General features: G+C 67.8%; 5 protein-coding genes. 1 reads left to right on the forward strand and 4 read right to left on the reverse strand.

The annotated features are described in order from the left end of the window. Positions 1-5 precede the first annotated feature (5 nt). The 4 genes from KK141_RS10090 to KK141_RS10105 form a co-directional block, all read right to left on the reverse strand. The gene (locus tag KK141_RS10090; RefSeq protein ID WP_214570525.1) at positions 6-10,892 is read right to left on the reverse strand and encodes an autotransporter-associated beta strand repeat-containing protein; all 10,887 of its coding nucleotides are present in this window, start codon (positions 10,890-10,892) and stop codon (positions 6-8) included. A 716-nt stretch (positions 10,893-11,608) separates the two neighbouring features. Continuing rightward, on the reverse strand, positions 11,609-13,153 hold the full coding sequence (locus KK141_RS10095) for a sodium:proton antiporter (RefSeq protein WP_214570524.1): 1,545 nt from the start codon (positions 13,151-13,153) through the stop codon (positions 11,609-11,611). Between the two features lie 40 nt (positions 13,154-13,193). Further along, entirely contained in the window at positions 13,194-13,916 is a 723-nt protein-coding gene (locus KK141_RS10100; protein ID WP_214570523.1) for a FadR/GntR family transcriptional regulator, read from the reverse strand. 190 nt (positions 13,917-14,106) lie between these two features. Next, positions 14,107-15,309: a glycoside hydrolase family 27 protein gene (locus tag KK141_RS10105; protein WP_214570522.1), complete on the reverse strand. Its 1,203-nt coding sequence runs from the start codon at positions 15,307-15,309 to the stop codon at positions 14,107-14,109. Positions 15,310-15,709: 400 nt separating this feature from the next. Here KK141_RS10105 and KK141_RS10110 point away from each other — a divergent pair, with 400 nt between their 5' ends. Further along, positions 15,710-16,258: a DUF488 domain-containing protein gene (locus KK141_RS10110; RefSeq protein ID WP_214570521.1), complete on the forward strand. Its 549-nt coding sequence runs from the start codon at positions 15,710-15,712 to the stop codon at positions 16,256-16,258. Positions 16,259-16,278: the final 20 nt, after the last annotated feature.

Below are 16,278 nucleotides of genomic sequence, written 5' to 3' on the forward strand. Positions count from 1 at the left end.
GGCCATTACCACCGCATGCGGAAGCCCAACGTCCCGTTGAGCGCATGCGAATCCCCGAAGTGCTTCAAGCCGGTCGAAGCCTGCACCTCGCCGTAGACCGAATAGCGTCCGTCCGCCCAGTCCAGCGACGAGCCCAGGCCGAAGCCGCCCCACAGGCGCTCGTTGCGCGAGGTGAAGTCGGTGCCGGCCACGTTCACGCGCGCATCGCCGCCGAAGTTGCGATACAGGTTGGCAATGGCATAGACGTGCGTGGCGACCGAGCCGGACTCGCCCTGGCGCGCACTGCGGTAATCGGCCATCACGCCGGCACGCGCGGTGGTCGTGGTGCCCTGCTGCTGCGCCACGTGCGCACCGAACGCATCGTTGAAGCTGTCGAAGCTGGCCTTGCCGTACGTCAACTGCGCCTGCGGAATCAGCGACCACTGGTCGCCCAGCCGGAAGCGCCGGCCCGCTTCCACGCCAACGGCATACGCACTGCCCTTGTTGCCGTCTTCCAGCAACTGCGCCAGCGTGGTGGAACGCAGATCGGTATCGAGACTGGACCAGCGCGCCTGGCCGTCGACGTAGAAGCCGTTCTCGCCATACCAAGTCAGCGTGCCGCCGATGCCGTAGCTGCGCGTCTTCAGGCGGCCCTGGCCGTATACCGACTGCGCATTCGACTGATAGCGGCCGTACTGCAGCGTGGCGCCGCCCACCAGCTTGCCGCCCTCGCCTTCGCTCAGCGTGGTGTCGATGCCGGCCTCGGCTTTCCAGGTCGACAGGTCGTAGCGCGTGGCGCTGGTGCTGGTCTCGGGCTTGAAGCTCTGGTCGCCGCCCTCGACACGCATCCACAGGCCTTCGCCGGGCTTCATATTGTCCTCGGCCTGCACACCGGTCCACAGGCGGTCGCCGGTGCGCTGGAACAGCGTGCCCAGCGTATTGACCTGCTGCAGGATGCCGGCATAGGCCTCGTACAGTGGCACACCGGGCTGGTACAGCGGCTGCGGATTGCCGGGGTTGCCCGGATCCGTCGGGCCGGTGGAACCATTCACCAGCGCCGAACGCAGATACCAGTCGCCGTCGTTCGCATTGGCCGTGCCCTGGTACAGGCGATACGCATACGCACCGGCCACCACCGCCTGCTGGCCCTGGAACACGTAGTCGCCCTGCAAGGCGAACGTGCCGCTGGACGTGCCCTGCACGTCGATCAGCTTGATGCCCTGCACGGTCTGCGCACCCGCGCCGCCGACGTTGTTGACACGCACCGTGGTGTTGCCGGAGGTGTTGCCGGCGACCACCAGCTTGTCGGTGGCGGAGCTGTCGTCGCCAAGCACCGTGTTGAACAGCAGCGTGCCGCCCTGCCCGGTGTAGTCGCCGCGCACCGTCAGCGTGGTGCCCGGCGTCGCACCGAAGTGCACCGTGCCGGCGTTGCTCAATGCGCCGATGCTTTGCGCGTGGCCGGCGAGATCGAGCGTGGCATTGCCCTGCACGGTGAACGCGGAAGCGGCATTGAATGCATTGTCCACCGCCGCCGCCAGCGTGCCCGCCGCCACCGTGGTGGCGCCGCCGTAGTTCGACGTGCCGGCCAGCACCAGCGTGCCGTTGCCGGCCTTGGTCAGGCTGCCGCTGCCGCCGATGCCGTTGGCCAGCTGCAGCGTGGTGCCGTCGTCGGTGTCGATGGTGGCGGCGCCGCCCACGCCGACCGTGCGGCTGCTGAGGATATTGCCGGTGGTGTGCAGCGTGCCGTCGTCGATCGACAGGTTGCCGGAGGATTGGCCGAGGCTGCCGTCGTTCGATACCTGCAGCGTGCCGGCATGCACCGTGGTGCCGCCGGTATAGGTATTGGCGCCGGTCAGCACCAGGGTGCCGAGATCGTCCTTCACCAGCATGCCGCTGCCGCTCAGCGCCGCATCGATCGTGGCCGTCATGCCGGCACCGGCCGCGGTGCCGTCGCCCACGCGGATGGTGTCGGCGCCGCCGGCCAAGGTGACGGAACCACCGGTCACGCGATAGCCGTCCACCTGGAACTGCATGCCCGACGCGCTTACCTGCCCGTTGGCGTTGTCCACCGTCACCGTGCCGCCCGTGCCGCCGAACACCGCAAAGGTGCCATTGGTGTACGGCGCATTGAGCGCGCCGCTGGCGTCGGTCCAGTAATCGTTGTCGGCCAGGCGCCAGGTGCCGGTGCCGCCGCTGATAGCGCCGTCGTTGGCGTGGCCCGGGCCGTCCCAGAAGCTCAGCGTCAGCCCGGCGCTGTTCACCAGGTTGACCTGATGGGTGATCGAGGTCTGCACGAAGGCATCGGTACTCGGCACCGCGCCGAGCGCGAGGCCGTTGTCGGTCAGTGCGCCGTCGTAGCTGAAGAGGCGGTACACGCCCGCGCCGAAGCTGCCGCCCGCGGTGGCGGTCACGTCGAGCGTGCCGTCCAGCGTGAGGTTGCCATGCACCGCGGTGAGGTCGTTGAGCGCGCCGCCGGACGTGCCGGCCTGGCCGAGCTGGTAGGCGAGCTTGCTGTTGGCACCCAGTGCGAGGTTGCCGTTGATGGTGAGCGTGCCCGCCGCGCCGGCATCGCCCGGACTCAGCGTGGCGCCGTCGGCCACCGTTACATTTCCGCCAATGGTGCCCATGCCGCCCAGGGTGGCGCCGCTCTGCACCGCGGTGGCGCCAGTGGCGGCGGACTGGTTGCCGTTCACCAGCAAGCTGCCCGACTGCACCGTGGTCGCACCGGTATATGTGTTGGCGCCGCTGAGCACGGTGGTGCCGCTGCCCTTCTGCATCAGCGCGCCGGTGCCGGAAATCACGCCGCCGAACGCGTAGCTGTCCGAGCGATTGAATGCCAGCGTGCCGTTGTTCGCCACATCGCCCAGGATCGAGCCGGCCGTGCCGCCCTCGCCCAGCTGCAGCACGCCATCGGTGATGGTGGTGCCGCCGGTGTAGGTGTTGTCGCCCGCCAGCACCAGGCTGCCGAGATCGGACTTGGTCATGCCACCGGTACCGCTCAGCACCGAAGCGATGGTCGCCGTCATGCCGGTGCCGGCCGTGGTGCCGTCGCCGACGCGGATGACGGTCGGCGACGCACCGAGCGCGATGCCGTCGCCCTGCACGCGATAGCCGTCCACCGCGAACTGCATGCCGCCGCTGTTCACTGCGCCGAGGCTGCCGTCCACCGTTACGGTGCCGCCGGTGCCGCTGAAGATGGCGAAGGAGTTGTCCTGGTACGGCGCGTTGATGCTGCCGTCGGTCACCGTCCAGTTGTCGTTGCCGGCATTGTTCTGCCACACGCCGTCGCCGCCCTGCACCTGGCCGTCGCCGCGCGCGCCATTGCCGTCCCAGAAGTTGACGTTGAGGCCCGCCGTGTTGACCAGGTTCACCTGGTGCGCGATCGAGGTCTGCAGGAAGTAATCCGGCGAAGGCACCGAGCCGATGGTCATGCCGTTGTCGGTGAGCGCGCCGTTGTAGCCGACGATGCGGTAGATGCCCGGATCGAAGTTGCCGCCGGAAGACACCGCCACGTTCAGCGTGCCATCCAGCGCGAGATCGCCATTCACCTGCACCAGGTCGTTGAGCGGACCGCCCACCACGTTGGCCTGGCCGAGATTCACGTTGAGATTGCTGGCATTGCTCATGCCCAGGTTGCCCTTGACGGTGAGCGTGCCCGGCGCGCTGCCCACATCGCCCGGGCTCAGCGTGGCGCCGTCGGCCAGCGCCACGTCGCCGCCGATGACGCCCTTGCCGCCGAGCGTGCCGCCGGCATCGACCGAGGTGGCGCCGGTCGCGGCACTCTGGTCGCCATTGATGAACAGGCCGCCCGCGCGCACGGCGGTAATGCCGTTGTAGCTGTTGTTGCCGCTCAGCACGGTGGTGCCGGCGCCTTGCTGTTCGATCGAACCGGTGCCGGAGACCTGGCCGGCGAACGCCAGGGTGTCGGCGCGGTTGAAGACCAGGGTGCCGTTATTGGCCACCGCGCCCAGGATCGAACCGCTGCTGCCACCGTTGCCGATCTGCAGCGTGCCGGCCTGGATCAGGGTGCCGCCGGTGTAGCTGTTGTCGGCGCCCACGATCAGCGTGCCACCGCCGTCCTTGTTCAGCGATCCCGCACCGGCGATGGCGCCGTTGAGCGTCAGGTCGGCATCGTTGAGGAAGCGGCCGCCCGCGCCGTTGAGCGTGATCGCGCGGCCCGAGGTGACGGCGGCCGTGTTCTCCAGCACGCCGTTGTTGAAGGTCAGCGCACCGCTGGCATCGCCGAGGTTGGCATCGCCGGACACGATGACGCGGCCGGCGTTGATGATGGTGCCGCCCGTATAGCTGTTGCTGCCGTCCAGGGTGAGGTTGCCGTTGCCGGTCTTGGTAAGCCCGCCCGCGCCGGTGACGGTGCCGCTCAGCTCCAGGTTCGCCTGCGTCTCGAAGGTGGCGCCGCCCTGGTTGATCGTCACCGCGCGTGCAGAGGTGATCGCCGCGGTATTGCGCAGCGTGCCGCCGTCGAAGGCCAGGCCGCCCGCCGCATTGCCGAGATTGGCATCGCCCGCCACCTGCAGCACGCCGCTGTTGACGGTGGTGCCGCCGGCATAGGTGTTGGCGCCGCTCAGCACCAGGGTGCCGAGATCGTCCTTCACCACGCCGCCGGTGCCGGCCAGCACTGAGGCGATGGTCGCCGTCATGCCCGCGCCCGCGGCGGTGCCGTCGCCCACGCGGATGATGTTCGGCGCGCCGCTCAAGGTGAGCGTGCCGCCGGCGATGGTGTAGCCGTTTACCGCGAACTGCATCCCTGAGCTGGTTACCGCGCCCAGGCTGTTGTCCACCGTCACCGTGCCCGGCGCGCCCATGAAGATGGCGAACTCGCCATCGGTATACGGCGCGTTGTACTGGCCGGTCTGGTCGGCCCAGTTGGCGTTGCCGGCGGAGCTCTGCCAGACGCCGCTGCCGCCGTCGATAGTGCTGTTGGCATTGCCGTTGGGGCCGTCCCAGAAGTTGAGCGTGAGCCCGCCGCTGTTGAGCAGGTTCACCTGGTGCGCCACCGAAGTCTGCACCTGGAAGCTGCCGGACGGCGTGGTGCCGAGCGCCAGGCCGTTGTCGGTGAGCGTGCCGTCGTAGCTGATGATGCGGTACAGGCCCGGGCCGAAGCTGCCGCCCGGCGTCGCCGCCACGTTGAGCGTGCCGTCCAGGCTCAGGTTGCCGTGCACCACGGTGAGGTCGTTGAGCGCGCCGCCCACCACATTGGCCTGGCCGAACTGGTAGTTCATCGCGGCGCCGGCATTCAAGGCCAGGCTGCCATTGACGGTGAGCGTACCCGCCGCGCCGGCATCGCCGGGATTGAGCGCGCCGCCGTTGGCCACCGTCACGTCGCCGCCGACGATGCCCTTGCCGCCCAGCGTGCCGCCGTTCTGCACGGTAGTGGCGCCCGTTGCACCGGACTGGTCGCCGTTGACCAGCAGCGTGCCGGCCTGCACGGAGGTGGCGCCCTTGTACGTGTTGGTGCCGGTGAGCACGGTGGTGCCGCTGCCCAGCTGGGTCACGCCGCCGGTGCCGGAGACCAGGCCGCCGAACGTATAGACGTCCGAACGGTCGAAGGCCAGCGTGCCGTTGTCCACCACGTCGCCGAGGATGCTGCCGTTGGCGCCGCCGTTGCCTAGCTGCAGCGTTCCGGCGGTGATCGTGGTGCCGCCGGTGTAGGTGTTGGCGGCGGTGAGCACCGTGGTGCCGCTGCCCTGCTGCACCACGGTGCCGGCGCCGGAGATGGTGCCCGGCACGATCGAGGTATCCGAACGATCGAACGCCAGCGTGCCCGCCGCGACGATGACGTTCGCGCTGGCGATCGAACCGGTGGTGCCGCCGGCGCCGAGCTGCAGGATGCCGCCGTTGATCACCGTATTGCCGGTATAGGTATTGGTGCCGGTGAGCGCCCAGGTGCCGGCGTCGTTCTTCGCCACCGTGGTGATGCCGCCGGAGGCGTCGATGATGCTGCCGCCCATCACGTTGAGGCCGGTGTTGGTGCCGCCCAGGCCCAGCGTGCGGTTACCGGCGCCGGCATAAGCCGCGGAACCGGTGTTGGCGAACACGATGGCGCCGGTGCCGGAGGACTCGATCACGCTCGAACCGGTGGACAGCGTGAACAGGCGGTCGGTGGTGTCGCCCGCGCCGGTGTAGCGCAGCGTCGCGCCGCTGCCGATCACCAGGTTGGCGGCGGCACTGGAGGATTGGCCAAGGCTGCTGACCTGGCCGCCGTTGGCGAGCTTGTCCACGCCCAGCACGCCGCCGATGATGGTGGTGGTGCCGGTATAGGTGCTGGCCGGGTTGCGCAGGATCCAGGTGCCGGTGCCGGTCTTGCGCACCGAGGTCTTGCCCGTGCCGTTGTCGGACAGTTGCAGGGCCAGGCTGTTGTTGTCGGTGCTGGTGCCGGTGAGCGTCACCGTCTGCGTGGTGTTGGGGCTGCTGAACGCAAGCGCGCCGGTGTTGGTGAACTGCACCGCGCCGGTGCCGGAAGCATCCAGCGCGCTGCTGGCGGAAGCGCCCAGGGTCAGCAGGCGGTTGCTGCTGTCGCCTGCGCCCAGGTACATCAGCGTGCCGCCGTTGAGCACGAGATTGCCGGCGGCATTGCTCGATGCACCGATGGAACTGGCCGCGCCGCCATCGGCGAGCTTGAACACCTGCAGCGTGCCGGCGTTGATCGTGTTGGTGCCGGTATAGGTGCTGGCGGCACCGGAAAGGTACTCGAAGCCGCCGCCGTTCTTCACCAGGTTGCCGCTGCCGCTCATGACGCCGCCGAAGCTGGCGGCCGCGCCGCTGCTGGCGCCATTGGTGACGGTAAGTGTCGCGCTGCCCAGGTCGATATTGCCGCCGGTGGTGCAGCCGCCATTGAAGTAGCTGACGCTGGTATTGAAGTTATTGAGATCCAGCAGCACGCCCGCGGTGTTGTCCAGCGCCATGTAGCCGGTGCCGAACGCATTCGTCGCGGCAGCACGCAGTACGCCGCCGCGGATATACGTGCCGCCGGTGTAGGTGTTGGTGCTGCTCAGAACGAGTGTGCCCGCGCCCTGCTTCTGGAACTGCCCGACGCCTTGCATCGGACCGCTGATGCCGAGCGTGGTCGCGGCATTGCTGATATTGATCACGCCATTGCCGCTGAGCAGGATGCCGCGGTCGATCGCCACGCTCGCGCCGGTGTAGAGCAGCGTGCCGCCGTACAGCGTGAGGTTGGCCGGCGCGCTGCTGGAAGCGCCCACGCCGCTGGCCTGGCCGCCGTTGGCCAGGCAGTCGGTGCTGAGCGTGGAGGAGTTGAGCGTGGTGGCGCCGGTATACGTGTTGCCGCAGCCGCTCATCGTCTGCGTGGCGCCGTTGATCGACACGCCGCCGGTGCCGCTGATGGCGCCGCTGAAGTTGCCGGTGGTGTTGGTCTGCAGCGTGCCGGCGCCGAGCGTGACATTGCCGGCGCCGTACAGGCCGCCCACCCATACGTTGTGGCCGGCCAGATCCGCCGTCGCACCCGCATTGACCGTGAGGCGTCCCGCGCCCGAGCCATTGGCGGCGCCGCCGAACGCCTGGTTGGAACCGGCGCGCAGGATGCCGGCATTGACCGTATTGCCGCCGTTGTAGGTATTGGTGCCGGACAGCACCAAGGTGCCCGCGCCGTCCTTGGTGAGCGAACCCGCGCCGGTCACCGTGCCGCTGTCGGTAAGCGTGGTGGAAGCCTGCGCGACGTCGACATGGCCGCCACCCGAACCGAGCGTGAAGCCGCGGTCGGTCGACGTGGTGGCGCCGGTGTATTGCAGGCCGCCGCCGGTCTGCAGCACCAGATTGGCCGGATCGCTGGTACCGGCGCCGATACCGCTGGCCGTGCCGCCGTTGGCCAGCGTACCGACCGACAGCGTGCCGTTGCTCACCGTCAGCACGCCGACGAAATCGTTGGCCGCATTCGCCAGCGTCAGCGTGCCGGTGCCGGTCTTGTTGAAGCCGGCATCGTCGGGGCTGGTGACCACGCCGCTGAATGTCACGTTGGCCGTGCCGTCCACCTGGATGGTGCGCGACGGCCCGCCATTGACCAGGGTAAAGCCGCGGTCGCTGCTGGCGGTGGCGCCGATATAGCGCAGCGTGCCGTTCTCGATCACCAGGTTGGACGAGGCATTGCTCGACGCACCGATCGCACTCGCCACGCCGCCGTCGGCCACGCTGTTGATCCGCAGCGTGCCACCGCTGACGGTGGTCGCGCCGCTATAGGTATTGCTGCCATTGAGCGCCACCGTGCCGGCGCCCGAGCCACCCGAAATGAAGCTGGTGGCGCCACCGTTATCGACGATGGTGGAGCTGATACTGAAAACGCCGCCGCCGTTCTGCAGCACGCCCAGCGGACTGCCACCGGCTCCGCCGGTCATGCTGCCGCCCTGGAAGACCTGCGACGCGGTACCCGACAACGGCGACACGATGATGCTGCCATCCACGCTCAGCGTATTGCCGGCACCGATATTCACTCCCGAATTGGACGGCGCGGTGACCTTGAGCCCGCCCAGCGCCACGCTGCCATTGACCGTACCGAAGTACGGCGTGTTGGCATTGCCGCCTTCGTCGCTGACGATGTCGCCGTTGAGCCAAGTGCTGGCATCGTCCTTGTTGGCATATGCGTTGAAAGCGGTGATCACGCCGCCGGTGACCTGCGCGTAGTCCGTGCCGTTGACCGTGGCCCAGCCGCCGAGCGCGCCGTCGGCATGCGTGGTGGTGATGGTGCTGCCGGTGTTGAAGCCGAAATCGACCAGGCCGCCGCTGCGGTTGATCGCGCCCAGGCCCAGCGTCAGCGTGCCGCCGGTGCCGGCGGTGGCGCTGATGCGGTTGCTGCCGGCGGTGACGTTCAGGCTGTTGAAGCTCTGGCTGTTGGCGCCAGCCTTGCCCTTGATCGAGAGCGTGCCGCCGGCAAGATTGAGCGAGGAGCTGGCGCTGACGATGTTGCTCGCCGGCGCGCCGGCCACGGTGAAGTCCAGCGCCAGCGTGCCGCCGCCGATGGAGGTGGCGCCGGTGTAGGTATTGGCACCGCTGAGCGTCTGCGTGCCCGCACCGAGTTTGGTCAGGCCACCGCTGCCGGCTATCGCGCCGCCATAACTGGCGGTGCCGCTGGCGGCGTTGAGCGTGAGCGAGCCGCTGCCGAGCTGCACCGTGCCACCGGTGCCGGCCAGCGAAGGCACGGCGATGTCGAAGTTGTTGAAATCCAGCGTGCCGCCGTTGACGACCAGGCCCTTCGAGCTGCCGAACGCATTGGCACTGCCCGCGGTGAGCGTGCCGGCCTGCACCGTGGTGGTGCCCGCGTAGGTGTTGGCGCCGCTCAGCAGCCAGCTGCCGCTGCCGTTGACCACCAGGTTGCCGGTGTTGGATATGGCGCCGCTTACCGTGTTGGCACCGGCGTAGCTGCCGCCAAGGGTGAGTGTGTCGGTGCCGCCGTTGACGAAGGCGACCTGGCCGGTATACGAGAGCGCGCCCGTGCCATCGTTGTAGAACGCACTGATGCCGTCGGAGGTGAGCGTGCGGTTGGTCGAGGTGGCCGCGCCGACATAGCGCAAGGTGGCGCTCTGCAGGTTGAGGTTGCCGAGGTTGTTGACGCCGAACGAACTGGCGGTACCGCCGTCCGCCAGCACGGGCGCGATCACCGTGATGGTGTTGATGGTGGTTGGCCCGCCATAGGTATTGGCGCCGCCCAGCGTGATGGTGCGGCCTGCGCTGCCGGAGTAGCCGACCGTGCGGTCCGAGGTGCTGCTGATGATGCCCAGCAGCTGCATGTCGCCCGAGACCGCCTGGAAGCTGTGGCCGGTCGTCCATACACCCGTCAGTCCGACGTTGCCGGTCAGCGTCAGCGTGCCGGCGCCGACCTGGCGCAGCGCCGTGCCGCCGCTGGACGTATTGGCGAAGCGAAAGTCGCGATTGGTCACGTTGCCGGCGCCGCCGTAGTTCAGCGTGCCGCCGAGGCCACCGCCGGCCTGTACCACGATCAGGCCGTTGGCCGCCGTGGTAGGCGCGCCTACCGCGCTCGCCTCGCCAATGTTGCCGATGGACGTGATGCCATACGTGCCGCCGGAATAGAAGTTGGTCACGCCGTCGTAGTTGCTGACAGCGTTGCCCATGACGACACCGCTGGCGGCATTGACGTTGCCGGTCCCGGTGTAACGGGCGTAGCCGACGCCGTTGCCGGTCAGCACGACGGTGCCGCCGGTCAGCGTGACCACGCGAGTCGAGGCGAGCTGGCCGCCGCTGGCCGACAATCCCGCGCCATTGGCCATGGTGATGCCGTTGCTCGCGGCACCGAGGGCGGCGTCGTTGGTGACGGAGATCGAGCCCCCGGTGATGTTGATGCCGCCACTGAACGTGTTCGCTCCATTCAGCGCCAGCGCGCCACCGCCGCTCTTGGTAAGCCCCGCGGTGCCGGCGATCACCGAGTTGATGGTGGCCGTGCCGACCACGCCCGGCGTGGTGCCGGCCAGGGTGAGCGTGCCGCCGTTGATGCCGTAGCCGGCCACGTTGAAGGTCAGCGTGTTGACCGTGACCGGCGCCTTGAGCGTGACGATGCCCGCGGTGCCGGCGAAGATCGCGTTGTCGAGCGCCGCGTTGTTCCAGGTATAGAACGGCCCCGCCACGCCATCGTTGGCGGCGTTCCAATACGGCGAGACGAGATCCCAGTCGCCGGTGCCGCCGCTACCGTTGGAGCCGCCGTTGACGTCCCAGTAGCGGTCGGCGGCATGCACCTGCGGCACGGCCAGCGCGGCGAGCACCGCCAGCCGCAGCGTCCATGCGCCGAGGCTCGAGCGCGCCGGCGCTGCGCGCTCGTCCGCGCCCGCAGCGCCGGAGCAGCCACGCCCCTTGCCATGCTTCCCGGTCAGTTCGGAAGCGACGACCCAGGCGTTCAAGGCCCGCGACCACACGATGCGGAATACACGATTCATCAGGTTTTCCCCTGTAAGGAGCAAGCAGCGTCCGCGCGGCGGCCTGCGGCCACCGGGGATGGAAAGTGGATTGCGCGGCATGCCGCGCGTGGCGATGGCCGGCGTGACGCCGGCGGATCAGGTGAGCGGAGGCGGCCGTGGCTGGTCGACACTGCTCAGCGCGAGCGGCGTGGAGCGGCGTTGCGGATGCGCGCAACTGCCGGCGAGTCCAATGGCTCGCGACACGTGCGCCATGGCTTGCCTGAACACGACAGCCTTGCCAGTTGAAGAGCTCACGATCCCCCTCCGGCGCTGCTCCATGCGAGCGCCAGTGTCTTCAAACACGTCGGACGGCGGCCGGCGATTGCCGGTGTCGTTAGCCAGTAAGGCGAGACACCCCTGTCCCTTGTCGGACCATCATACGAAACTTTTCACCCGTGTAAGGTGTGCGTAAGGTCACTGCTTTACGCATCCGCTTATTCACGTTGATTTCGCAGGCAATACGCTTGGGGCCGCATGCAAAACGTGGCGAGCGCGACGATGTGAGCGCCAATGTCCTGGCAAGTGAGCGCGCTTGCGGTTGGTGGCAAGCGATTGGGATCGGTGCGATGAGCTTATGAGGTCGAGTCCGGACTCCCGCCTTCCACGCCGATCTTTTGCATGGGCGGAGCAATCGCTCGCTATGCATGACGCAAAATCACGCCTGACGTGACGAGCCTCATCCACGCAGCAACGCTTCAGGCCGGACGCTCCGGCTCACCCGTACTCAGCTCCACCCAGTCGAGTTCGGCCTCGACCTGCCGGAACGCATCGTCGCCGATCGCACCGGACAGGCGCAGGTCCTGCACCGCGTGCCGCGACTTCGCCACCAGGCAGCGGCGCAGTACGTTGTCTTCGTGGCTGCCGGGGGCGCGGCCGCGCTCCACGTTCTCCAGCGCTGCGGCAAGTTCGGCGCGCACGCGCATCGATGCCGGCGTCTGCTCGGCGGGCAGTTCGCCCATGGCCGCTCGGATCGCTGTCGCACGCGCCAGCTGCAGTTCGCGCTGCACGGTGCTGTCCGACGGCAGGCGCACCAGCTTCAGCAGCGGACCCAAGGTCAGGCCCTGGATCACCAGCGTGCCCAGCACCACCACGAAGGCGGTCAGCTGGATGAAGTCGCGATACGGAAATCCCACCGGCAGCGCCATCGCCGCGGCCAGCGTGACGATGCCGCGCATGCCCGACCAGCCGATCACGGCGGCGCCCTTCAAGGTGGCCGGCGGCCCGGGCTTGCCGGACTGGCTGGCGCGCAGGCGGTTGAGCCGCACCAGCAGGTGATGCACGAACACCCAGCCCAGGCGCACCGCGATCACCACCGCCAGAATCACCAGCGCCATGCTCAATGAGTGCAGGCGCTCGCCCGCGCTCGACTTCTCCAGGATCGGCCCCAGCTGCAGGCCGACCAAAGTGAAGGCCAGGACGTTGAGTACCACGGTGGCCGTTTCCCAGATCGGAAAGGACGCGGCGCGGATATGCGTCTGCATCGGCCGCGTGCTCAGCCGCGACATGGCCAGCGCGAACGTCACCACGGCCACGATCGGCGACAGCCGCAGACGCTCGCTGAGCAACCAGATGCCGAAGGTCAGGCCGAACTGGAAGATCACCGCGCTGGGCGCTTCCTCGAAATGCCGCATGATGCGGGTGATCGGCCAGGTCAGCGCCAGGCCGAACAGCACGCTGCCGAACACCACCAGCACGAACATGGGCAAGGCATCCGCCGCATGGAACCCACCGGCCGCCACCGCGCCGACCGCCACGCGATAGATCAGCAGCGCCGACGCATCGTTCAGCAGGCTCTCGCCTTCCAGCACCATGCGCATGCGCAATGGCACGGGGAGCTTGCGCAGGATGGCGGTCGCCGCGACCGCGTCGGGTGGCGCAAGCAAGGCGCCCAGCGCGATGGCGGCCGCCCATGGCATATCCGGAAACAGCCAGCGAGCCGCCAACGCCACCGCCACCGTGGTGAGCACCACCGCCACCAGCACCAGCGACAGCACCGGCAGCCACATCGCGTGTAGGTCGCACAGCGAGGTATCGAAGGCGGCGTCCATCAGCACCGGCGCGACGAACAGCACCAGCACCAGGTCGGGCGGGAATTCCAGCTTCGGCGCATCCGGCAGGCAGGCCAGCAAGGCGCCACCCACCGCCAGCAGCACCGGATAGGGAATATTGATGCGCTTGGCGAACGAGGAAACGACTGCCGCGCCGAGCAGAAGTACCAGGATGGTTTCGAAGACCTGCATGGGCCGGGACTCTACATCACCGGCCACCGCACCCGCCGCGCTACGCTCCGGCCTTGCGCGCCTTGCCGCGGCTGCGCCGCACGTTGGCCAGGGAGTCGCGGATCATGGCTTGCACGGCCGCGTGCGCCACCTTGGGCTGCTTGCGGCGGATCGCTTCCAGCACCTTCTGGTGGTGCGGCAGCGAATAGCGGAAGTCCGTGGCGTTGCGCGCGGACAGCACGAAGAAGGTGCCCAGCGCGGTATCGATCACCGCGAACAGCGAGGACAGCAGTTCGTTGCCGGTGGCCTGCAGCACGGCCTCGTGGAAGCGCAGGTCGGCTTCGGCCCAGGCATCCAGGGTCTGCGCCGCGTCCATCGCCTCGTAGGCGGACTGGATCTCGGCCAGCTGCGCATCGGTGCGGCGGCGCGCCGCGGCCGCAGCGGCCGCCGGCTCGATGACTTCGCGCATTTCCACCAGCTTGTCGATGAAATCGTCGGTGGGCATGGAAGCGCAGCGCCAGGCCAGCACGTCGGCGTCGAGCTGGTTCCAGTGGCGCGGCTCCTGCACGCGCGCGCCGACGCCAGCGCGCGATTCGATCAGGCCTTTGGCCGAGAGCACCTTCATCGCCTCGCGCAAGGCGGTGCGGCTGACCTTGAGGCTTTCGGCCAGCGTCTCCTCGCGCGGCAGCACCTCGCCCGGCTTGACCTGGCCGCTGACGATGCGCTGGCCGATCTCCTGCATCACGTGTCCGTACAGGTTGCGAACGGGGTTCGGCTTCCGCATGGAGGGCGCGTCCTTGGCGAGGTGGCGAGAGTGCATGTCGGCGCGATCTTGCCAACTTTTTCCGGCAACCGCGACCGGCGCAGGTTGGGGTGAGCGCAGCGAACCCCAACGGTCACGCCCTGGCAGGCGCCATGTTGGGGTTCGCTGCGCACACCCCAACCTACGCCAGCGCCGGCGCTGGATGGCCGGCTTACATCGCCGAGATCCGGTACATCACCGTCGCATGCGGCTCCAGCTTCACCTTGATCGAGCCGTCGCCCTGCGCATCGGCGTGCTTCCACAGATCGCGCATGCGGTACTTGCCGGCCCTCAGCCCCACTTCCTGGGCCGTCACCGCCACGTCCTGCGCGGCATCGCCTTCATTGAACACCGCCACCGCGCTGCCGCCATCCTTCAGCGGCTTGACGATCACATGGATGCCCTTGGCATCGCGCACCTGCTTGCCCTGCTTGCCCAGCGGATCCTGGTCCACCGCGATCACATCCTTGTTCAGCAGGATCTCCAGCGCGGACGGGCTGATCTTGCGCAGGTCGGTGCCGATCAGCAGCGGCGCGGCCATGATCGACCACAGGCTGAAGTGCGAGCGGTATTCGACGTCGGTCATGCCGCCATTGCCCACTTCCAGCATGTCCGGGTCGTTCCAGTGGCCGGGGCCGGCATAGGCGTCGAGAACCACGTTCTCCTTGAAGATCTTCAGCATCGAATCGTACTTGTCGCTGATGTCGCCGGTGGTGCGCCACGACGAGGCGCCGACGGACGGATCCGTGCCCCACAGCCAGGCCTTGTTCTCGCCCCACTCGCACAGGCTGTAGAAGATCGGCCGGCCGGTGGCGCGCAGCGCCTCGCCCATGGCGGCGTAGCGTTCCTTGGCCGGCTTCTTCTCGTTATTGCAGTTGTCGTACTTCAGGTAGTCCGCGCCGACCGAGGCGAAGAACGCCGCGTCCTGCTTCTCGTGGCCCAGGCCGCCGGGAAAGCCGCGGTTGGCCTGGTGCGGCTCGCAGGTATTGGTGCCGGCGCTGGAATACAGGCCGAAGGCGAAGCCCTTGGAATGCACGTAATCGGCCAGCGCCTTGATGCCGTGCGGAAAGCGCTTGAGGTTGGGCTGCAGATTGCCCTTCTTGTCGCGCTGCCAGTCGGCCCAGCAGTCGTCGAGGTTGATATGGCGATAGCCGGCGTCGCGCAGGCCGCTGCTGATCATCTTGTCGGCCACGCCGCGGATCATGTCTTCGTTGAATTCGTCGCGGCAGTGGGTGGAGTTCCAGTTGTTGAAGCCCATCTGCGGCACGGCGGCGCTGGACCATTCCGGCTTGACGTCCTCGGCCGACGCCGCGGTGGCGAAGCTCACGGCGACACAGACGGCGAGGCGGGTCATCGTTGCGGCAAACACTTTCATCGACTCTCTCCAGGCGGCATTCGAAAAAAAAACGACGGGCGGCGCGCAGAAACCTGTGGGGGAGGCGCGCCGCCCGTCCGGGGAAACTCGTTGCGAAGCTCGGATGGTGCTGGACTGGTGTTCGAACCGTGCTGAGCCGGTGCGCATCGAGCGCGCCGGGCTTAAGTCGTTGTACTCCCCTGACATCCCCAGATAGTCAGTTAATCATACAAATATGGCCAGAGCCCGAATCATTGGTTGGGCATGCCCATGAGATCAAGCTGCGATGCAACATCCGCGTGCCACGAGCTGTGCTCGCGGCAGGGCTCGCCCACCGGATCACGCGCGGTCGATGAAAATTAGACGTCCAAATCGACGGGCATGGCGCAGGATGGATCGCGTATCGACGATGGAGCGCTGCATGGCTTTGCCATTTTTCACGATTGGACATTCCAACCGGAGTCTTGCGGACTTCATCGCGCTGCTGCACGAAAGCGAGGTGGGCCTGGTGGTGGATATCAGGGCGTTTCCGCGCTCGCGCACCAACCCATCATTCAATGACGACGTGCTGCCCAAGTCCCTGTCGGCCGAGGGCATCGCCTATCGGCACCTGGCTGAACTCGGCGGCCGGCGGCGCAAATCCGAAACGGTGCCGCTCGAAACAAATGGCTACTGGACCCACCAGAGTTTTCACAACTATGCCGACTACGCCTTGACCAATGTCTTCCAGGTCGGACTGGAAGCACTGATCGGCCTGGGCCGCGAGCAGCGCTGCGCCATCATGTGTTCCGAGGCGGTGTGGTGGCGCTGCCACCGGCGCATCGTCACCGATTACCTGCTGGCGCGCGGCGAAACGGTGTTGCATATCCTGGGGCCGGGGCATGTGGAAACTGCCGAGCTTACCGAGCGTGCGAGGCCGCATGCGGACGGCTCCGTGACGTATCCGCCGGCGGGTGATTTGTTTATGTAGAGCTGTGGCGAATGGAGCCT

Source organism: Dyella sp. LX-66 (genome assembly GCF_018599165.1).
GTDB lineage: Bacteria > Pseudomonadota > Gammaproteobacteria > Xanthomonadales > Rhodanobacteraceae > Dyella_D > Dyella_D marensis.

Excerpts from the sequence above, each read along its gene's own strand:
- KK141_RS10100 (WP_214570523.1), bottom strand. The coding sequence starts at position 13,916 with ATGCGGAAGCCGAACCCCGTTCGCAACCTGTACGGACACGTGATGCAG.
- KK141_RS10105 (WP_214570522.1), bottom strand. The coding sequence starts at position 15,309 with ATGAAAGTGTTTGCCGCAACGATGACCCGCCTCGCCGTCTGTGTCGCC.
- KK141_RS10090 (WP_214570525.1), bottom strand. The coding sequence starts at position 10,892 with ATGAATCGTGTATTCCGCATCGTGTGGTCGCGGGCCTTGAACGCCTGG.
- KK141_RS10095 (WP_214570524.1), bottom strand. The coding sequence starts at position 13,153 with ATGCAGGTCTTCGAAACCATCCTGGTACTTCTGCTCGGCGCGGCAGTC.
- KK141_RS10110 (WP_214570521.1), top strand. The coding sequence starts at position 15,710 with ATGGCTTTGCCATTTTTCACGATTGGACATTCCAACCGGAGTCTTGCG.